At 74.8% G+C, this 16,253-nt stretch carries 26 protein-coding genes; 11 read left to right on the forward strand and 15 right to left on the reverse strand.

Annotated elements, in window-relative coordinates:
• The first annotated feature begins 322 nt into the window (after positions 1–322).
• Positions 323–1,090, forward strand: a complete 768-nt coding sequence (locus ABEA53_RS12085; protein ID WP_345481437.1) for a glycosyltransferase family 2 protein — start codon at positions 323–325, stop codon at positions 1,088–1,090.
• A gap of 6 nt (positions 1,091–1,096) precedes the next feature.
• On the opposite strand, the gene ABEA53_RS12090 is transcribed toward ABEA53_RS12085, so the two are convergent.
• Complete coding sequence (locus tag ABEA53_RS12090) at positions 1,097–2,185, reverse strand: GAF domain-containing protein (RefSeq protein ID WP_345481438.1); 1,089 nt, start codon at positions 2,183–2,185, stop codon at positions 1,097–1,099.
• 128 nt (positions 2,186–2,313) lie between these two features.
• Here ABEA53_RS12090 and ABEA53_RS12095 point away from each other — a divergent pair, with 128 nt between their 5' ends.
• Entirely contained in the window at positions 2,314–2,613 is a 300-nt protein-coding gene (locus ABEA53_RS12095) for a Dabb family protein (protein ID WP_345481439.1), read from the forward strand.
• Between the two features lie 45 nt (positions 2,614–2,658).
• On the opposite strand, the gene ABEA53_RS12100 is transcribed toward ABEA53_RS12095, so the two are convergent.
• The 4 genes from ABEA53_RS12100 to ABEA53_RS12115 all read right to left on the reverse strand — a co-directional run bounded on the left by ABEA53_RS12100 (position 2,659) and on the right by ABEA53_RS12115 (position 5,579).
• Entirely contained in the window at positions 2,659–3,264 is a 606-nt protein-coding gene (locus tag ABEA53_RS12100; RefSeq protein ID WP_345481440.1) for an FMN-binding negative transcriptional regulator, read from the reverse strand.
• Positions 3,240–4,652: a protein kinase domain-containing protein gene (locus ABEA53_RS12105; RefSeq protein ID WP_345481441.1), complete on the reverse strand. Its 1,413-nt coding sequence runs from the start codon at positions 4,650–4,652 to the stop codon at positions 3,240–3,242. The genes ABEA53_RS12100 and ABEA53_RS12105 overlap by 25 nt, the downstream gene beginning before the upstream one ends.
• Positions 4,653–4,759: 107 nt before the next feature.
• On the reverse strand, positions 4,760–5,260 hold the full coding sequence (locus ABEA53_RS12110) for a bifunctional nuclease family protein (RefSeq protein WP_345481442.1): 501 nt from the start codon (positions 5,258–5,260) through the stop codon (positions 4,760–4,762).
• A gap of 106 nt (positions 5,261–5,366) precedes the next feature.
• Positions 5,367–5,579, reverse strand: a complete 213-nt coding sequence (locus ABEA53_RS12115) for a hypothetical protein (RefSeq protein ID WP_345481443.1) — start codon at positions 5,577–5,579, stop codon at positions 5,367–5,369.
• Between the two features lie 45 nt (positions 5,580–5,624).
• On the opposite strand from ABEA53_RS12115, the gene ABEA53_RS12120 reads away from it, so the two are divergent.
• Positions 5,625–6,086 (forward strand): MarR family winged helix-turn-helix transcriptional regulator, encoded by a 462-nt coding sequence (locus tag ABEA53_RS12120; RefSeq protein WP_345481444.1) that lies wholly within the window; start codon positions 5,625–5,627, stop codon positions 6,084–6,086.
• Between the two features lie 90 nt (positions 6,087–6,176).
• On the forward strand, positions 6,177–6,560 hold the full coding sequence (locus tag ABEA53_RS12125) for a hypothetical protein (protein WP_345481446.1): 384 nt from the start codon (positions 6,177–6,179) through the stop codon (positions 6,558–6,560).
• 7 nt (positions 6,561–6,567) lie between these two features.
• Here ABEA53_RS12125 and ABEA53_RS12130 read toward each other — a convergent pair whose 3' ends face one another.
• The 3 genes from ABEA53_RS12130 to ABEA53_RS12140 form a co-directional block, all read right to left on the reverse strand.
• On the reverse strand, positions 6,568–7,326 hold the full coding sequence (locus tag ABEA53_RS12130; RefSeq protein WP_345481447.1) for a hypothetical protein: 759 nt from the start codon (positions 7,324–7,326) through the stop codon (positions 6,568–6,570).
• A gap of 188 nt (positions 7,327–7,514) precedes the next feature.
• Complete coding sequence (locus ABEA53_RS12135) at positions 7,515–7,739, reverse strand: hypothetical protein (RefSeq protein WP_345481448.1); 225 nt, start codon at positions 7,737–7,739, stop codon at positions 7,515–7,517.
• Between the two features lie 68 nt (positions 7,740–7,807).
• Positions 7,808–8,521 (reverse strand): hypothetical protein, encoded by a 714-nt coding sequence (locus tag ABEA53_RS12140; protein ID WP_345481449.1) that lies wholly within the window; start codon positions 8,519–8,521, stop codon positions 7,808–7,810.
• 183 nt (positions 8,522–8,704) lie between these two features.
• Between ABEA53_RS12140 and ABEA53_RS12145 the strand changes: the two genes are divergently transcribed.
• From ABEA53_RS12145 to ABEA53_RS12160, 4 genes are read left to right on the forward strand one after another with little or no spacing between them, the layout of a single operon-like run.
• Positions 8,705–9,544: a vWA domain-containing protein gene (locus ABEA53_RS12145; protein ID WP_345481450.1), complete on the forward strand. Its 840-nt coding sequence runs from the start codon at positions 8,705–8,707 to the stop codon at positions 9,542–9,544.
• On the forward strand, positions 9,541–10,713 hold the full coding sequence (locus ABEA53_RS12150) for a PP2C family protein-serine/threonine phosphatase (RefSeq protein WP_345481452.1): 1,173 nt from the start codon (positions 9,541–9,543) through the stop codon (positions 10,711–10,713). The genes ABEA53_RS12145 and ABEA53_RS12150 overlap by 4 nt, the downstream gene beginning before the upstream one ends.
• Positions 10,710–11,780, forward strand: coding sequence for a protein kinase domain-containing protein (locus ABEA53_RS12155; RefSeq protein ID WP_345481454.1), 1,071 nt, complete (start codon positions 10,710–10,712; stop codon positions 11,778–11,780). Before ABEA53_RS12150 ends, ABEA53_RS12155 begins: the two co-directional genes overlap by 4 nt.
• Positions 11,780–12,004, forward strand: coding sequence for a hypothetical protein (locus ABEA53_RS12160; RefSeq protein ID WP_345481455.1), 225 nt, complete (start codon positions 11,780–11,782; stop codon positions 12,002–12,004). Before ABEA53_RS12155 ends, ABEA53_RS12160 begins: the two co-directional genes overlap by 1 nt.
• Before the next feature lie 16 nt (positions 12,005–12,020).
• Here the strand turns inward: ABEA53_RS12160 and ABEA53_RS12165 are convergent, their stop codons facing one another.
• Complete coding sequence (locus tag ABEA53_RS12165; RefSeq protein ID WP_345481456.1) at positions 12,021–12,284, reverse strand: zinc-ribbon domain-containing protein; 264 nt, start codon at positions 12,282–12,284, stop codon at positions 12,021–12,023.
• Between the two features lie 108 nt (positions 12,285–12,392).
• Here ABEA53_RS12165 and ABEA53_RS12170 point away from each other — a divergent pair, with 108 nt between their 5' ends.
• Positions 12,393–12,533 carry a hypothetical protein gene (locus tag ABEA53_RS12170; protein WP_345481457.1) on the forward strand — a complete coding sequence of 47 codons (141 nt, stop codon included), beginning with the start codon at positions 12,393–12,395 and terminating at the stop codon, positions 12,531–12,533.
• A gap of 130 nt (positions 12,534–12,663) precedes the next feature.
• A complete protein-coding gene (locus ABEA53_RS12175) occupies positions 12,664–12,840 on the forward strand; it encodes a hypothetical protein (protein ID WP_345481459.1) in 177 nt (58 codons plus the stop codon).
• 297 nt (positions 12,841–13,137) lie between these two features.
• On the opposite strand, the gene ABEA53_RS12180 is transcribed toward ABEA53_RS12175, so the two are convergent.
• Positions 13,138–13,599: a phage tail protein gene (locus ABEA53_RS12180; RefSeq protein WP_345481460.1), complete on the reverse strand. Its 462-nt coding sequence runs from the start codon at positions 13,597–13,599 to the stop codon at positions 13,138–13,140.
• 111 nt (positions 13,600–13,710) lie between these two features.
• On the opposite strand from ABEA53_RS12180, the gene ABEA53_RS12185 reads away from it, so the two are divergent.
• Positions 13,711–13,935: a hypothetical protein gene (locus tag ABEA53_RS12185; protein ID WP_345481461.1), complete on the forward strand. Its 225-nt coding sequence runs from the start codon at positions 13,711–13,713 to the stop codon at positions 13,933–13,935.
• Here ABEA53_RS12185 and ABEA53_RS12190 read toward each other — a convergent pair.
• From ABEA53_RS12190 to ABEA53_RS12210, 5 genes are all read right to left on the reverse strand, one after another.
• A complete protein-coding gene (locus ABEA53_RS12190) occupies positions 13,926–14,126 on the reverse strand; it encodes a hypothetical protein (protein WP_345481463.1) in 201 nt (66 codons plus the stop codon). The two genes, ABEA53_RS12185 and ABEA53_RS12190, sit on opposite strands and share 10 nt — an antisense overlap.
• A 354-nt stretch (positions 14,127–14,480) precedes the next feature.
• Positions 14,481–14,651 carry a CsbD family protein gene (locus tag ABEA53_RS12195; protein WP_345481464.1) on the reverse strand — a complete coding sequence of 57 codons (171 nt, stop codon included), beginning with the start codon at positions 14,649–14,651 and terminating at the stop codon, positions 14,481–14,483.
• 32 nt (positions 14,652–14,683) lie between these two features.
• Positions 14,684–15,283: a hypothetical protein gene (locus ABEA53_RS12200; protein ID WP_345481465.1), complete on the reverse strand. Its 600-nt coding sequence runs from the start codon at positions 15,281–15,283 to the stop codon at positions 14,684–14,686.
• Entirely contained in the window at positions 15,280–15,861 is a 582-nt protein-coding gene (locus ABEA53_RS12205) for an Asp23/Gls24 family envelope stress response protein (protein WP_345481466.1), read from the reverse strand. Before ABEA53_RS12205 ends, ABEA53_RS12200 begins: the two co-directional genes overlap by 4 nt.
• Positions 15,858–16,253: Asp23/Gls24 family envelope stress response protein (locus ABEA53_RS12210; protein WP_345481467.1), on the reverse strand; the 396-nt coding region annotated here is incomplete at its 5' end. The genes ABEA53_RS12205 and ABEA53_RS12210, both read right to left, overlap by 4 nt.

A 16,253-nucleotide genomic window follows, 5' to 3' on the forward strand; every position in this document is an offset into this window, starting at 1 on the left:
CGCGGACCTGAGAGCAGCGAGGGGGTTGCCCGGGCGGCGGCCCGTGTGGGAGTGTGCGCGCGCCGTGCCCCCGCTCTCAGGCGACCGGGGCGGGCCGGTCGGCCTGCAGCGGCGCGGTGCTCGTGTCGACGAGGTCGCGGTCCGTCGTCTCGGGAGCGAACAGCTGCAGCCCACACCGTTCCCGCGGCCGCGCAGGAGGGGGGTTGATTCCCCAGGGACCGGACCGCCACGCGTGCGCGAGGCCCCGGGATCCAGCGCCGTCCCGGCGGGCGCCCTCGAAGATGGACCGCGCGATCGGGCGGACGGGACGACGAGGGGGACCATGGCGGCGGCTGGCGGTGCGAGGGCGCTCACGGTGTCGGTGGTCATCCCGGTGCGGAACGACGCGGAACCGCTCGCGCGCTGCTTCCGGGCGCTCGCGGCGCAGACCGTGCCGCCCGACGAGGTCGTCGTCGTCGACAACGGCTCGACCGACGACAGCGCCGCGGTGGCCGGCCGAGCCGGCGCGCGGGTGGTCGTCGAGCACGAGCAGGGGATCGGCGCCGCCGCCTCCCGCGGCTACGACGCCGCGACCGGGGACCTGATTCTGCGGCTCGACACGGACAGCGTCCCGCCTCCGATGTGGATCGCGCGGATCGTGCAGGCGTTCGAGGCGGACGCCGGGCTCGGCGCCCTCAGCGGCCCGGGCGCGTTCCTCGGCATGCCGCGGCCGCTCGGTCGGCTCGCGACCGCGGGCTACATGGGGATCTACTTCACGGTCCTCGGCGCGATCATCGGCCGGGCGCCGCTATTCGGCTCGAACCTGGCGATGCGGCGCGCCGCCTGGCAGGCGGTCAGCGCCGAGGTGCACCGGCACGACACCGGCGTGCACGACGACCTCGACCTGTCGCTGCACCTGGCACCGCGGTTCCCGACCCGGCTCGACCGCTCGCTGGTCGTGCGGATGTCGGCCCGGCCGCTGGCCTCCGCGAGCGGCATGCTCGAGCGCCTGCAGCGCGCCGTCCACACGATGCGCCTGCACGCCGACGACGTGCGGATGCTCCGCCGCGGCAGCGCCGCGACGGTCACCCGCCTCGTCCGCCCCGAGTAGCGGCGCTCAGGGCAGGACGCTGATCTCCGCCTCCGCCAGCAGCGCGAGGTCGCGCAGCACCGAGCGGTCGACGTCGCGCTCGTCGTGCGGCACGAGGTCGAAGACGCAGAGCGTGCCGATGCGGTAGCCGTCGACCGACTCGATGGGGTGCGCCGCGTAGAACCGCACCGGGTGCTGCGGCCCGTGCACGTGCGGGTTGGCGTCCAGCCGGTGGTCCTGCCAGGTGTCGGCGATCACGGTCGGGCCGCTGCCGCGCACCGAGATGGTGCAGATCGGCTCCTCCACGCCGTCGCCCGTGGCGCCGACGAAGGCGAGCGTCCGGATCCGGCCGCGGTCCAGCAGGTTCACCTGCGCGAACGGCACGGCGAAGGTGTTGCGCGCCAGCAGCACGACCCGCTCGAGGTCGGGGGTCAGGCCGCCCAGCGCCTCGGAAGCGCGGTCGACGGCGCGCTGCCGGTCCGCCTCCGGCTCGGGCAGCGCTCGCCGCTCGGCCGCGGTGCCGCCGTGCCCGGCGTCGGCGTCCGCGCCGCGGAGCAGCACCGCGACCCGGTCGGCGATCGCCGCGCTCCCGTCCTGCCGCCTGCCGGTGCCGTCGACCGTCGCCAGCGGCACGGCGAGGGACGAGACGACGGACCGCGTCCCGTCGTCCTCCCACCACGAGGCGTTCGGGGCCACGACGGACGAGTCGTCGCGGAGGCGCACGAGCAGCACGCGGCTCGCCGCAGCGAGCTCGGGGAGCACCCGCTGCGCGATCCGGGCGATCCGGCCGGACCACCAGCGCGACGCGGCCTGCACCTGCGACTCCTGCATCAGCACGACGACGGCCTCGTACCGCCACAGCCGCCACGCCTGCGTCGCCGCCGCGACCGCCTGCAGCGCGGGGCCGAGGTCGGTCATGACGTCGAGGTCGAGCCCCCGTCCGCTGCGCGCCGCGATGCCGTCCGCGATGCGGTCCGCGATGCCCGTGACGTCGCCGTCGCCGTCGACGAGCGCGCGGTCGCCGACGAGCAGCACCCGCTGCGCGTCGGGACCGCTGCGGTGCATGCGGGAGGCGGCGAACCGTCGGCCGCCGTCGGGACCGCGAGCTGGGATCACTGCGCACCGTCCTCGGGAAGCACGCATCGTCTCAGACGGAGCGCGGAACTCGCCAGGAGTCCGCCCGACCTGCGTGCCCGCCGTGCGCGCGCAGGGGTCGTGCAGGAACCGCGCACGACGATGCCTCCATGGCGCAGGTGGTGCACGTGGTCCTGATCGAGTGGTCGCCGTCGGACGGCGACCCGGGTTCGGAGGCGGCCGCGCTCGTCGACCGGTACCTGCCCTCGCTGCCGGGCGTGCTCTCCGTCGACCGCGGGCCGAGCGTCAGCGGCGAGGGCCGCGAGAGCGGCTTCGAGTGGATGCTCGTGATCCGGTTCGCGGACGAGCAGGCGCTCGCCGACTACCTGCCGCACCCCGATCACCAGATCGTCGGCGGCTTCCTCGGCGGCCACGCGGCCCGGCTCGTCGTCTTCGACATCGCCGCCTGACCCGTCGCGGGTCCCGCCCCGTCGTGGGCCGGACGGCGACGGCGGTCAGCCGCGGCCGTGCGCGCGGCGCATCTCCTCGGCCAGCGCCGGATTGCGGGCGTCGAGCTCACCGATGATCCGGTCCGCGACCTCGGGCGCCTTGTTCTGACTGAGCTTCGCCCGGGCGTCGAAGCGGGTGACCCGCATGCGCAGGCCGACGGTGCCCTTGGCGGCGCGGCGCGAACCGGCCTCGTCGGCATCCAGTGAGCGGCCGTGCTCGAACCCGCCCTCGAAGTGGTCGGTCAGCTGCGAGAGCACCGCGTAGTTCTCCTCCGGCGTCAGGATCTCGGGGACGCCGTAGAGGTGGGCGGTCACGTGGTTCCACGTCGGGATGATCTGGTCCTCGGGGTACCAGCTCGACGACACGTAGTCGTGCGGGCCCTGCACGATCACGAGCATCTCGTGCTGCCCGAGCTCGTGCAGCTGCTCGTCGGGCCGGCCGAAGTGGCTGAGGATCGTCAGCTCCTCCGCGGTCTCGTCGAGCAGCGTCGGGTAGTGCGACGCGACCAGGCCGGTGCCGGTGGAGGAGACGTAGGTCGCCCACGGGTTGCCGCGGATCAGCCGGCCGACCTCGGCCGGGTCGGTCATCAGGAAGTGCGGGGTGTGGCGCATCGCCAGCGGCTGAACAGGGCGCGGCGGCTGGCGAGCCGCAGGTCGAGCTCGCGCATGGCCATCGCGGCGAGCTGCTGCAGGTCGTCCATCTCCTGCTCGGTGAACTCGCGGACCCGGCGGTCGAAGACGCACAGGGTCCCGATCGAGTGGCCGTCGGAGGTGAGCAGCGGTGCGGCGGCGAAGGCGTGCAGGTCCGGGTCGCCCCGCACGATCGGGTTGTCCGCGTACCGCTCCTCGGCCTGCACGTCGGCCACGGTGGCGGAACGGCCGGTGGCGACGGAGAGCGAGCAGAGCGCGATGTCGCGGTCGAGCTCGTCCACGTCGAACCCGCGGCGCGACTTGAACCACTCGCGGTCCGCGTCCATGATCGCGACGGCCGCCACGGGCACGTCGAGCAGCCGGCACGCGAGGTGGGTGATCCGGTCGAAGGCGTCGTCGGGCGGGGTGTCGAGGATGTTGTAGCGCCGCACGAGCGCCATCCGGCGTTCCTCCGCCGTCGCGAGGGTCGTCGGATCGACGCGGCCGGACTCGACGAGGTCCCGCAGCGACGCCGCCTGGAACGCGAGCGCGGCCTCCTCCAGCGACGGCCGGTCCTCGGGCAGCAGCGCGGTCATCCGCCGCAGCACGTCCGCGAGCTCTGTGGGGACGGCGGCGGGCACGTGCGGGTCGCGGTCGAGCCGCGCCATCGCCGACTCGTCGGCGGGTCCGGGGAAGGCGACCCGCCCGGTCAGCGCCTCCAGCAGCACGAGTCCCAGGGCGTAGACGTCGGAGGCGGTGGTCGGCTCCTGCCCGTCGACCTGCTCCGGGCTGAGGTAGGCGGTGGTCCCGCTGGACCCGCTGCCGCCCTCCGACCCGTCGATCAGGCTCGCGATGCCGAAGTCCGCGAGCTTGCCCCGGATCCGGACGTCGACGTGGCGGTCGGCGATCAGCACGTTCGCCGGCTTGATGTCCCGGTGCAGGAACCCGTGCTCGTGCACGTACTGCAGCCCCTCCGCGAGGTCGAAGCCGAGGAACGCGACCTGAGCGGGCGTCAGGGGGCCGTCGCGGCGGATCATGCGCTTCAGGTCGACCCCGGGGATGCGCTCCATGACGAGGTACACGCGGGGCCGATCGGGGTCGGTCGCATCGACGCCGGCGTCGAACAGGGTCGTCAGGGCGTAGTGGTTCAGGCCTGCGATCAGCCGGGCCTCGGCCTCCTGCAGGCGCACGTCGGAGCGGCTGGTCGAGGCCGGTCGGAACACCTTGACCGCGACGTCGCGGTGCAGCGTCGGGTCGACCGCCTCGTACACGGACGCCCTGCCGCCGCTGCCGATCACCTCGCCGAGGCGGTAGCGGTCCGCGACCGTCCGGATCTCATCGGACCCGGGGCGGGGAGTCGCGGTGCTCATGACGCGGCCGCCTGACCGAACGAGGGAGAAACCTCGTCCCTCGAGAGATGCAGCACCCTTCAAGCTTGCCAGGTAACGCGCGTCACGTCAGGTCCGTGCGCGATCGGTCATCCCTGGAAGTCCTCGGGGTCGACCTCGTCGAGGAAGCGGCGGAACTCCTCCACCCGCTCCTCGGCCTCCTCCGGGTCGGGGGCGTCCTCCTCCTCGAGCACGCCCGCGTCCGCGAGCACCGCCTCGGCGACGAACAGGGGAGCGCCCGCGCGGGCGGCGAGGGCGATCGCGTCGGAGGGGCGGCAGTCGAGGACCACCCGGCCGGTGCCGGTCGTGAGGCTCAGCTCGGCGTAGAAGGTGCCGTCCTCGATCCGGGTGACGTCGACGCGGTCGACGCTCGCCCCGACGGTGTCGAGCAGCCGCTTCATCAGGTCGTGCGACAGCGGCCGGGGCGGCTCCTCGCCGCTGACGGCGACCGAGATCGACGCCGCCTCCTGCGTCCCGACCCAGATGGGGACGAGCGTGCGCGGCCCGTCGTCGGCGTCCAGCGGGGTGAGCAGCACGACGGGCTGCATGCCGCTGTCCACGGCCAGGCCGAGCACGCGCACCGGGACCACGTCGCCACCTCCTGCAGTCGGAGCGTCACGCAGGCGCCCCGGTCCAGGGTAGGCACGGCGACCCGGGGGAGGGCGGCCGGGTCCTGCGCGTGCGCAGGCGGCGGCCTCAGGCGGGGCAGATCAGGCGGGTCGCCCGGGCGGGGTCGGCGCTGCGCTCGACCACGTGGTCCGCCATCGGTCGGTGGCAGATCGGGCAGGCGGCGTCGACGGGCCGCTGGTACGGCTCCTCCGGATGGCCGGCGCCGACCTGCGCGGGGCCCATCCACGGCAGCAGGCCCCTGTCGAGGCGACGCGCGATGTTCCGGAACCGATCGGCCATGCGAGTAGTCTAACAGTTCATACACGAACGATCGGAGCGGCGAGCATGGACGACGACCCCCTCGCACTCGAGCGCCAGGTCTGCTTCGCCCTGGCGACGGCAAGCCGCAGCGTCATCAAGCTGTACCGCCCCGTGCTCGAGCCCCTCGGGCTGACGCACCCGCAGTACCTCGTCATGCTCGCGCTCTGGGAGCGCAGCCCCCGCTCGCTGCGCGACATCGCGGACGCCCTGCTGCTCGAGCCGCCGACGCTGACGCCCCTGCTGAAGCGGCTCGAGGCGGTCGGGTACCTCGAGCGCCGCCGCAACCCGGCGAACGAGCGCGAGCTCGGCATCGAGCTGACCGAGACCGGCCGTGCGCTCCGCGAGCGGGCCGAGCAGGTGCCCGTGCGCGTCGCCGAGCAGCTCGGGCTGCCGCGGGAGTTCCTGGAGGAGGTGCGGGGCGCGCTCGACGTGCTCGTCCGCGCCTCCGTCGCCGTCGGCGCGAAGGCCGCCGCGCCGGTCGTCTGAGCACGAGGAACAGCGCTCCGACCCGCGTGGTTGGCACCGTGGATGGCTGCTGAGGGCGTCGGTCGACGACGGGGTGCAGGGCTGTGGCGCATGGCCGCCGCAGCGGTGCTCGGCCTGTCCCGACGCGCCGAGGCCGCGCCGGTGCGTGCGCCGTGGCGCGACCGGTCCGCGTCGTCCTACGAGGCGCCGCTCGCGGCCGACGACCCGCTGCAGCTCGGCCGGGCCGCGCAGCTGCCGCCGTTCGGCCGCGGCAACGGCGTCGAGGCGCTGTTCTGGACCCCGCTGGCCCGGCTGGCCGGTGACCGGGTCGACGCCGCGCTGGCGGCGCTCGCCGAGGAGGACATCGCGGCCTGGGTCGCCGCGGTGCGCGGACCCTCCGGGTCGGGCGCCGACCAGCCGCACGACCTGTGGGTGGGCTCGCTGCGCCTCGACGACGCGCAGGACGTCGTGATGCGGGTGCTCGCCGAGGCCTGACCTCGGCTCAGTCCTGCAGGTCGCGCAGCCGTGCGGCGGCCGAGTCGGCCTCGTCGCGCGCGTCGTCGGCGTCGCGCTCGGCCTCGTCCGCCGTGTCGCGGGCCTCCGTCGCCGCCTGCTGGGCGCCCGCGAGCCGCTGCTCCGCCTCCTGCAGAGCGGTGCGCAGCTCGTCGAGCCGCGCACGGAGGTCCTGCGCGGCCCGCTCCTCCTGCTGCGCCCGGTCCTCGGCGTCGTGAGCCTCCGTCGCCGCCTCGTCCGCCTCGCGGCGCGCGCGGGCGGCCCGGCGCTCGGCGTCTGCCGCGTGCTGCTCGGCCTGCCGCCGCCGCCGGGCGCGCTCCGCCTCCGCCTCCCGCTGCGCCGCCGGGTCCTCGGCCCTCCGCGGCTGCGACGTCCTCGGCCGGGGCGCTGCAGGAGCGAGGCGACCGGGCCCGCCGATCGCATCCGCGAGGTCGACGGGTTCGAGCCCATCGGCGGTGAGGCCCCGCACCAGCCGTCCGGTGCGGATCGCCGCCGCTGCGTCGTCGTCGACGAGCGCGGCCTGCAGGGTCTGCTGGAACTCGTCGAGCACGGCGGCGCCGACGCGGTGGCCGTCCTGCTCCGCCCGGTCGGCGGCGCGGTCCGCGATCTCCGCGAGCAGGTCCCGACGCTGGGCGCCGAGGTCCCGCAGCGCCTCGCGGTCCGCGGTCGCCTGCGCCCGGCGCAGCTGCTCGCCCAGGTGCAGCACCTGCGCGAGGTCGTCGTCGGCCTCGCGGACGAGCACGTCCACCAGCCACGCGGCGGCGGAGGCGCGGGGCAGCGCGGTGACGCGGGCGGCGAGATCGCGGTCGCCGTCCGCACGGGCCGCCTTCGCTCGGGCGTTGCGGGCGGCCGTGAAGGCCTTCGGCGGCAGCGCGTACAGCTCCTCGGCGACCGCCGCGAACGCGTCCTCCGGATCGGGGGCGGCCAGGGCGCCGCTCAGCTCGTGCGGCTCAGGCTGGCGTGCCGGATCTCGATCGGCACGCGCCGGCCGTCGTCCAGCACCCCCTCGAGGTACTCGGAGTCCGGGTCGGGAACGGGCCGGGGCTGCCAGCCGCAGCGGACCACGAGCTCCACGAGGTCGTCGCTGCTCGCGCCCTCACGGAGTGCCGCCTCGATCTCGGACCTCAGGTGGTGCTTCGCGGACAGCGGCGTGGTGCTCATCCGCACAGCATGAGCATGCGGACGCGTCCGCGGCAAGACCCACTCCGGGCCCGTGCGTCAGGAGCCGGTCAGCGGCCGGTGCGCCGCCGCCCGACGGCGTACGCGGGCTCCCGCAGCGCCCGCGTCCACCCGTAGGTGCCGGCGCCGAGCGGGGGCCGCAGGACCGGGTCGAAGCGGGGCTCGGCGGCGTCGATCGGCCCGGGTGCCGGCCGCAGCTCGAGGGTCGCGAACCGGTGCCAGCGCCCGAGGGTCGGCGCGAAGAGCAGGTCGAGCGTCCACGGCTCGGCGTCGAGCGCGGTCCGCACGTCCTCCATCCGGCGCGGCAGCCGCACGGGGCCGGTGCTGCGCGCGGCGATCAGGACGGGTCCGTCCTCGCCGCGGTACGGCACCAGCGTCGACAGGACGGCGCCGGCCGGGCTGCGACGCGGCTGCAGGAGGAACCGCCCGGGCACGCCGATCCCCGTGGAGGAGAGCAGCAGGTCGCCGTCGCCCTCCCCGGCTCCGGGACGCACGGCGAGGCCGATCACGTCGGGCAGCACGGCGGGCAGCGCGGCCCCGCGCGACAGGCGGGCGACGACGGGCACGTCGCCGGCGGGGCGGTCGTCGATCCACGCGACGCCCGCGCGGGTGACGGTGCGCGGCCGCCAGCGCAGCGTCCCCGTGAGCAGCAGACCCGTCGTGTGGATCGGCCGCGGGCCGCGCACCGTGCCGATGGCGCCGATCACCGCGGCGAGCGCGGCGCCCGCGAGCCGTGCGGGGAGCGCGGACGTGTCGTCGGTCACCCCGCGGACCCTAGGCGGCGCGGCTGGGCGGCCACGACCCGGGCCCGCCTCAGCGCATCCGCACGACGGTTGTCAAGCCCCCCTCCTGCGACGGCTGATCCTCAGGAGGCGCGGCCACGCTGCTCGGTCGAGCGGCAGCGGCCCCGTCGGGCCGCGACCGACCGCTGCAGATGGAGGAACGTCATGTCAGACCCCACGCCGTCCGGCGCGAGCGCCGAGCCGGACTCCGCCACCACGCCCACCGAGGCCCCCGCCGAGCCGACCGCGGTCGCGGATGCGCCGGCGGCCGCTGCCGAAGCGCCCGCACCGGCCGCCGAAGCGCCCGTCGTGCCGCCGCAGACCAGCCTCGCCTCGCGCGGGGTCGACTACTCCGTCGACATCGTCTTCTGCATCGACGTGACGGGCAGCATGGACCCGATCCTCGACGCCGTGAAGGCGAACGCGCTCGGCTTCTACGACGACGTGCAGTCGAACCTCGTCGCCAAGGGCAAGAACGTGGCGCAGCTGCGCGTGCGCGTCGTCGCCTTCCGCGACCTCGTCGCCGACGGCGACGCCGCCGTGGAGGAGTCGCCGTTCTTCGCGCTGCCCGACGAGCGCGCCCGCTTCTCCGAGTTCGTCGGCGGCCTGCGGGCAGAGGGCGGCGGTGACGCGCCCGAGTCCGGGCTCGAGGCCGTGGCGCTCGCGATGAGCTCGCCCTGGACCCGCACGGGCGACCGCCGCCGTCAGGTGATCGTCGTCTGGAGCGACCAGCCGGCGCACCAGCTCGACCCCTTCGTGGTGCCGGCCGACCTGCGGTCGCGCATCCCCGCCGACTTCAGCGGCCTGACCGACGCGTGGGAGGACGAGCAGGGCCTGATGGGCTCGAGCTCGAAGCGCCTCATCCTGTTCGCGCCCGACGGCCCGGGCTGGAGCGACATCTCCTCCGTGTGGGAGAACGTCGTGCACAACCCGTCGGTGGCCGGCGGCGGCCTGTCCGACGTCGACTACGGCACGATCATCGACTCCATCGGCAACTCGGTGTGACCGACACCGCGCAGTCGGCCCGGGCGGAGCTCGGGCCGACGGTCTCCTTCGCGTTCAACCTGGCGAAGGTCCCGGACCACGGGGAGGACTCCGACCCGATCCTCCGCGAGGGGCCCGACCTGGGCCTGGCCGGGGTCTTCGACGGCATGGGCGGCGCCGGCGGCACGGTCTACGAGACCGACGACGGCCCGCGCTCCGGCGCGTACCTCGCCTCCCGCATCGCCCGCGACGTCGTGGAGGAGCACCTGCTCGGCGCCCTCGCGCCCGAGCGGCCCCTGCCCGGCGGGGCGACGGCGGCCGAGCTGCACGACGCGGTCCAGGCCGCGCTGCAGGCCCGGCTGGCGGAGCTGAACGCGCCCGCCAGCCGGCTCCGCTCGCGGCTGCTGCGCGCGCTGCCCACCACGATGGCGCTCGGCGCGCTGCAGCGGTCGGAGCGCGACGGCGGCGACTGGGTCTGCCACGTGCTCTGGGCCGGCGACTCCCGCGTGTACATCGGCACCGCCGACGGCCTGCACCAGGTGAGCGTCGACGATCTGCGCGACCCGGGCGACGCGATGGCGAACCTGCAGCGGGACTCCGTGATCAGCAACGCGATCTCGGCGGACACCGAGTTCCACGTCAACCACCGGCAGGTGCCGGTGACCGCGCCCTTCTTCCTGCTGTGCGCGACCGACGGGTGCTTCGGCTACCTCCGGTCGCCCATGCACTTCGAGGAGGTCGTGCTGCGCACCCTCGCCTCCGCCGGCACCGAGGACGACTGGTCCGAGGCGCTGCAGGCGGAGATCTCCGCGGTCACGGGCGACGATGCGGCCATGGCCGTCATCGCCGTCGGCGCGGACCTGGCCGAGCTGCAGCAGCTGACCGCCGTCCGGCTCGCCGAGGTGACCGAGCAGTACACCGTGCCGATGGACCGCCTGCTCGACGAGGTCCACGCCGCCGAGCAGGCGCTCGCGCAGCTGCAGCTGCGCCGGGCGAACGACACCGCCACCCGGTGGCAGCGGTACCGCGACGGCTACGAGCGGCTGCTCGGGCCCGACGCCGAGGCGCCGCACGAGGCGCCGGAGGAGGGGTTCCGGCGGCAGATCTGGAACCCGCCGAAGCCCATCGCGACGGGTGCGACGGCGCCGGCTGACGCCGGTGCCGCGAGTGACGAGGAGGAGCGCCCATGAGGGCCGGAGACGTGCTGAACGGCTACACCCTGCTGGCCGACTTCTCGTCGGTCGGCGCGGGCCTCAGCCGGTGGACGTTCGCGAGCAAGGGCGGGCGCGAGTACTTCGTCAAGGAGTTCCTCTCACCGACCTACCCGGATGCGGACGCCCCCGGAAGCGAGCGCATCAAGGCGAAGAAGCGCGAGCGCTGCGCCGCGTTCGAGGCGCGGCACCGCTCCATGCAGACGGCGCTCGCGCCCCCGTCCGCCTACGGCGGCAACCTGATCGTGACGCTCGACTTCTTCCGCGCCGGTGCGAAGTACTACAAGACCACCGAGCGGGTGCACGCGGAGGACCTCGGCGTCGCCGGCATCTCGGGCCTGCCCTTCCGGCAGCGCCTCGTGCTGCTCAAGTCGGTCGCGCACAGCCTGAAGATCCTGCACGACCTCCGGATCGTGCACAGCGACCTCAAGCCGGACAACGTGCTGATCAAGCGCACCGAGCTCGGCTACACGAGCAAGCTCATCGACTTCGACAACGCCTACGTGGCGGGGGAGCCGCCGCCCTTCGCGGACATCGTCGGCACGATCAACTACTACTCGCCCGAGCTGCTCACCTACGTCCAGGAGGAGGGCGCCGGCGCCGCGGAGCTCGGCACCGCGTCCGACGTGTTCGCGCTGGGGCTGATCTTCAGCGAGTTCCTCACCGGACGCGTGCCGGCCTATGACCCGGCCTACGGCGAGCCCGCCGTCGCCGTGCGGTCCGGCGTCGTGCTGCGGGTCGACCGCACCGCCCTCGACCCGGCGCTCGCGGACCTCGTCGACCGCATGATGCTCGCCGACCCGAGGGCGCGGCCGGCGATCGGCGAGGTGCACGCGGGCCTCATGGCGCTGCGCACCCCCGGCGACGCGCCCGCACCGGCTCCCGCTGCCGCTCCGGCCGCGGGGCCGCGAACCGGTGCGCTCCGCGGCAAGCTCGTCGGCGCCGCTCCGGCCGCGCCGGTCGCGCCCCGCACGCCGCCTGCGGCCCCGTCCAGCGGGCTCAAGGGCAAGCTCCTCGGCCGCACGCCGCGCGAGGGGCGGCGCTGATGGCCGACCCCGCGACCTGGCTCTGCCCCGTCTGCGAGGGCGTCAACCACGGCGGACGCGTCTGCTCGACGTGCGGCAACCGGCTGCCGGACGGCTTCGTGCCGCGCAGCGCGTTCCGCACGCCCACGCCGCCGGCGGCTCCGCCGAAGGTGGTGAAGGCGCCGAGCGCACCCCGCACGCCGAGCCCGGCGGAGATCTTCGGCAGCGATCCGTTCCGCTCCTGAGAGCGGCGGGTGCCGGTCAGGCGGCGACCGGGATGCCCTGCGACTGCGCCCACTGCAGCGAGTGCTCCGCCTGCTCCCGGGTCAGGTCCGTCGCGGTGCCGCAGTGGTCGCACTCGACGAACCACGACGTGCCGAACGAGAACAGCGGGATGAAGAACAGCGTCAGCTTCTGCTGCTCCTTGACGATCCGCTGCGTCGCCCGGGTGCCGCACACGCCGCACACGAACGTCACGAGGAAGGCGACCGACGCGAACGGGCGGGTGCCGAGGAGGAGGAACACGAGGGGAGTCCAGCACGAGGAGTCGGGAGTCGGCCAGGAGCCGCGAGCCGGACGGTCAGGCGGCGGCCATAGCGTCAGCGGTCCTGTTCCTGCAGCCGAAGGGCCCTCATGCCGCTCATCCGACTCCTGTTCGTCCTCGTGCCGATCGCGCGCCGCCTGCTGCGCAACCCCGCCGTGCGGGCTCGGCTCGGCCTCGACCGCAACGGTGCGCCGAAGTCGGGCCGGCGGCCGGGCGGCCGCAAGCGCTAGGCGGGTCGGTCCGCAGCCGACCGCACTGCACGGGTGCGGTCGGCTGTCAAGGCGTCGGGGCGGGGATTGACCCGCTGGTCCACGCCTGGTTCCGTGCGGGGCGAGGGCTCCTCCCTTCGACGACGAGGCGGTGCGGGATGACCGGTGGGACGACCCCATGAGCTGCTGCGAGCGGTGCGCCGCCGTCGAGCGGTGGACGTACGAGCTGTGCGGCGACGGCGACGGGATCGAGTTCCTCGTCGAGGTGGCGCAGCTCTCGAACGGGCGCGAGAGCACGAGCACGGTGGTCTTCCGGCACGGGGGATGAGCTCCTGGACCGCCGAGGACTCGGCTGCGGCGCTGCGGTCCTCAGTCTCGGGCGGTCCGCGACGAGCGCGCACCGTCGGGCGCGACGACGGTCGTCGACGTCCGGTCGCGGCTCGCCGCCGCACCGGGTGCGGGAGCGGATGGTGGAGGAGACCCGGCCTCTCCCGTGCGGCAGGAGCACGGAGTCCGTCGTCGGCCTCCTCCCGTCGGGGCAGGACCGACGGCGCGCGAGCGGGAAGCGGTCCGGGCCGCGCGAAGGACGGCCGTCGCCGCTGCGCGTATCGGCCGGCGCCCGTCGTCAGTGCGGGTGCTTGATGACGAAGTACGAGCCGCGGATGGTGCCGGCGAGCTTCGACCGCTGGCGCGCGAACTTGAAGGACGCCAGCTCCTCCGGCACCTCCATGCCGTCGGACAGCTTGAAGCCGACCGCCCGCTTGCCGTCGTCCGCGATCGCGTACATCACGTTGATCGCCAGGCCGCTCTCGTAGAACACGTACGCCATCCGCAGGCCGTCGACCTCGAACGCCGTGGCCTCCAGCGGCGGCGACGCGATCACGATGCCGCGCTCGTCCGCCAGGACGCCCTGCACCCATGCGACGACCGCCTCAGCCTCCGCGGCGGATCCGGTGGTGAACACGTGGTCGTACTTGTTCTTGAAGTAGCGGGCCTCGTTCGCGCGGAGCCCGGCGAGCGCCGGAGCGACGGGCGACGACTCGAGACCGGTGGTCGAGACCTCGGTGAAGTCGACCTCGTACGACATGGGGCCTCCGGTCCGCGTCGGGGCGCCCCGTGCGGGCGCGGCACGAGGGGAAGGCTACCGACGGCGCTCCGCACGCAGGGCCCCATCAGGAGGGGAGCCGATCCTGGAGGAATGCGGCCCGTCCTCCTCACCGCGTACGTGGTCATGGCGCTGTGGCTGCTCCTGGCGTCCGTGCTGCGCGTGGCGCTGTCCGCGGGCTCCGGCACGTCGGTCGACGGGCTCCCCTTCGTGACGGGCGGCCTGGGTCTTGTCGCCCTCGTGATCCTCCTGCCCGCCGTGGTGCGGGCCACGCGCGGGCGATGCGGGCACCGGGACGGGCGCGGCGCTCAGCGGTAGTGACGGAGGCCGGCTCGCGTGCTGCCGGCACGCTGCGTCGTCCAGACCCGCGGCTGGTCGTCCACGGACACGAGGTGCCGGCTCGTGCCGGTGCGTCCTCGCTCGTGACCGAACGCCAGCTCGCAGCGGTTGCCGTCGCGGTCGACGGCGTCGCAGCGCCGGGCCCGGTAGCGGGAGGGGGTCGAGGTCACGGGCGGCGCTCCCTTCCGGCGGTCCGATCGGATCGCTGCGACCGTCGGCTCGGGCGGTGGCCGGTCGGCAGGACCGCTCGGTGCCCAGGCTCGTGCGCGGGCGTCGCAGCGGGGCCTCACCGTATTGGGCCGCGCCCGGGCCCCTCCACTTTCAGACGGTTCGCGCACGACGCCGCCGCGCGAACCGTCGCGGGCCGTCGGACCCGTGCCGCCGTCCGTCGGAGCAGCGGGGTGCCCATGGCGTCAGTGCCTGACGCCCGATCTCCGGGGGCCCGAGGGGGACGGAGCACCGCTCCTCGGGGGAGCACGACGGAGGGGGAGGGCGTCACCGCCCTCCCCCTCGTCGATGCGGATTCAGCGGAAGACGTCCTTGACGTCCTCGCCGGTCTTCTTGACGCTCGCGGACGCCTGGTCCGACTTGCCCTCGGCCTCGAGCTTCTCGTTGTCGGTCGCCTTGCCGGCGGCCTCCTTCGCCTTGCCCGTGAGGTCCTCGACCGCGTTGCTGATCTTGTCTCCGAGTGCCATGGCGTGCTCCTTCTTCTTCTCGATGCCCGGGGTCAGGCGACCCGGGGGCGGGATGCGGATCCGGTGCGGAATCCGCCGGTCAGCTGGACGAAGGCCGGCACGTCGGTGCCGACGATCTGCTCCAGGTCCCGGATCGCGCCGCTGATCGCGGACGACACGGTGGCGGGGGAGGCGCCGCGGCTGCAGCGGGCCGTGATCTTGAGCATCGGGGTGCCGCGCACCTCGTAGGCCGAGATCCGCAGCCCCGCCAGCTCGGGGCGGCCCTCCAGGTGCTGCTCGAGCAGGGCCTTCGGGATCGCCAGGTCGATGCGGGTGACGGTGGTCCCGTTCCGCTGCTCGAGCGCAGCGGCCGTGCGGCCGTGGCCCTGCTTCGCGATGAAGACGAGCAGCAGCACGATCAGCACCACCGCGAGCACGACGAGGCCGATGACGAGGGCGCTCGCCTGGCCCATGACCGGCTCGCGCACCCACGAGGGCGCGCCGCTGCCGGCGAGGTCGGAGGCGGTGCGCTTCCACTGCGAGGCCAGCGCCGGTGCCGCGGCGATCGCGATCGCGAGCGCCCCGGCGGCGAGCAGCAGCACGCCGACGACGAGGATGAAGAGGCGGTTGAGGCCCCGGTTGGTGGTGTTCATCCGCCGACCTTCCCGTTCTTGTCGATGGCGACCCGCGTGCGCACGGCCGGGGTGAGGCCGAAGCCCTCCGCCGCCGCCTGCACGTCGCGCTGGACGGCCTCGCGGTCCACCGGCACGCCGGACACGGGGGTGACCCGCACCGTGGCGGACCGGCGGCCGACGTGGGCGACGGCCCGGTCCGGGCTGACGCCGGCCGTGGTCGCCGCGGTCCGCACGAGCGCGGAGGCGATCACGGCGTCGTCGACGACGACGGCGCTGTCCCCGGCGCCGATGATGTGGCGACCGCGGCGTCCCGGCGCGATGGCCGTGACGACGAGGACCAGGCCGATCAGCGCGAGCACGGTGCCCGCGGCGATCAGCGTGCCGGGCTGCACGCCCGGCAGGCCCCGGATGCCGGTGCCCATGGCCTTCGGCGTGAGCAGCAGCGCCGGACGGCCCAGGGCCGCCAGCACCCCCTCGGTGCCGAGCCAGGCGAGCGCGACGATCGCCAGGAGGGCGAGCGGGATCGCGAGTCCGGAGCGCGGCGAGTGCAGCTCGCGCCGCAGCACGCGCGAGCGCAGACGGTCTTCGGTGGTCATCGGACCCTCCTCTCCTTGGCGATGTCGGCCGAGGTGAAGCGCAGCGAGAGGCGCGACACCGTGGACCCGGTGATCTCGGACACGCGGTCGGCGATCGTCGCCTCACCGTGCTGGGCGCGGTCGACGATGCTGCCGCCGGAGCGGCGGATCGCGTCCGCGTCCTCGTGCACCCGGCTGATCGGCACGACCCGGATGGGCGTGCGGACCGCGAGGTCGAGCCGGCCGCCGGCGTCCGTGAGGTCCGCGGACACGGCCTTGGCCTGCACGCCGAACTGCTCGGCGGTCACGGCGCGGACGACCCGTTCGATCGCCCTCTCCGTGATCACCGTCCGGCCGTGGGACGACTCGGCGGTGCTCATGAGGAGCTGCGGCGTCCGCGGAGGGCGCCGATG

This window comes from Amnibacterium soli, from assembly GCF_039544415.1.
GTDB classification, from domain to species: Bacteria; Actinomycetota; Actinomycetes; order Actinomycetales; family Microbacteriaceae; genus Amnibacterium; species Amnibacterium soli.

Coding starts and splice junctions, on each gene's coding strand:
- ABEA53_RS12085 (WP_345481437.1), top strand. CDS start 323: ATGGCGGCGGCTGGCGGTGCGAGGGCGCTCACGGTGTCGGTGGTCATC.
- ABEA53_RS12095 (WP_345481439.1), top strand. CDS start 2,314: ATGGCGCAGGTGGTGCACGTGGTCCTGATCGAGTGGTCGCCGTCGGAC.
- ABEA53_RS12100 (WP_345481440.1), bottom strand. CDS start 3,264: ATGCGCCACACCCCGCACTTCCTGATGACCGACCCGGCCGAGGTCGGC.
- ABEA53_RS12105 (WP_345481441.1), bottom strand. CDS start 4,652: ATGAGCACCGCGACTCCCCGCCCCGGGTCCGATGAGATCCGGACGGTC.
- ABEA53_RS12115 (WP_345481443.1), bottom strand. CDS start 5,579: ATGGCCGATCGGTTCCGGAACATCGCGCGTCGCCTCGACAGGGGCCTG.
- ABEA53_RS12120 (WP_345481444.1), top strand. CDS start 5,625: ATGGACGACGACCCCCTCGCACTCGAGCGCCAGGTCTGCTTCGCCCTG.
- ABEA53_RS12125 (WP_345481446.1), top strand. CDS start 6,177: ATGGCCGCCGCAGCGGTGCTCGGCCTGTCCCGACGCGCCGAGGCCGCG.
- ABEA53_RS12135 (WP_345481448.1), bottom strand. CDS start 7,739: ATGAGCACCACGCCGCTGTCCGCGAAGCACCACCTGAGGTCCGAGATC.
- ABEA53_RS12145 (WP_345481450.1), top strand. CDS start 8,705: ATGTCAGACCCCACGCCGTCCGGCGCGAGCGCCGAGCCGGACTCCGCC.
- ABEA53_RS12155 (WP_345481454.1), top strand. CDS start 10,710: ATGAGGGCCGGAGACGTGCTGAACGGCTACACCCTGCTGGCCGACTTC.
- ABEA53_RS12160 (WP_345481455.1), top strand. CDS start 11,780: ATGGCCGACCCCGCGACCTGGCTCTGCCCCGTCTGCGAGGGCGTCAAC.
- ABEA53_RS12170 (WP_345481457.1), top strand. CDS start 12,393: ATGCCGCTCATCCGACTCCTGTTCGTCCTCGTGCCGATCGCGCGCCGC.
- ABEA53_RS12180 (WP_345481460.1), bottom strand. CDS start 13,599: ATGTCGTACGAGGTCGACTTCACCGAGGTCTCGACCACCGGTCTCGAG.
- ABEA53_RS12185 (WP_345481461.1), top strand. CDS start 13,711: ATGCGGCCCGTCCTCCTCACCGCGTACGTGGTCATGGCGCTGTGGCTG.
- ABEA53_RS12195 (WP_345481464.1), bottom strand. CDS start 14,651: ATGGCACTCGGAGACAAGATCAGCAACGCGGTCGAGGACCTCACGGGC.
- ABEA53_RS12200 (WP_345481465.1), bottom strand. CDS start 15,283: ATGAACACCACCAACCGGGGCCTCAACCGCCTCTTCATCCTCGTCGTC.
- ABEA53_RS12205 (WP_345481466.1), bottom strand. CDS start 15,861: ATGACCACCGAAGACCGTCTGCGCTCGCGCGTGCTGCGGCGCGAGCTG.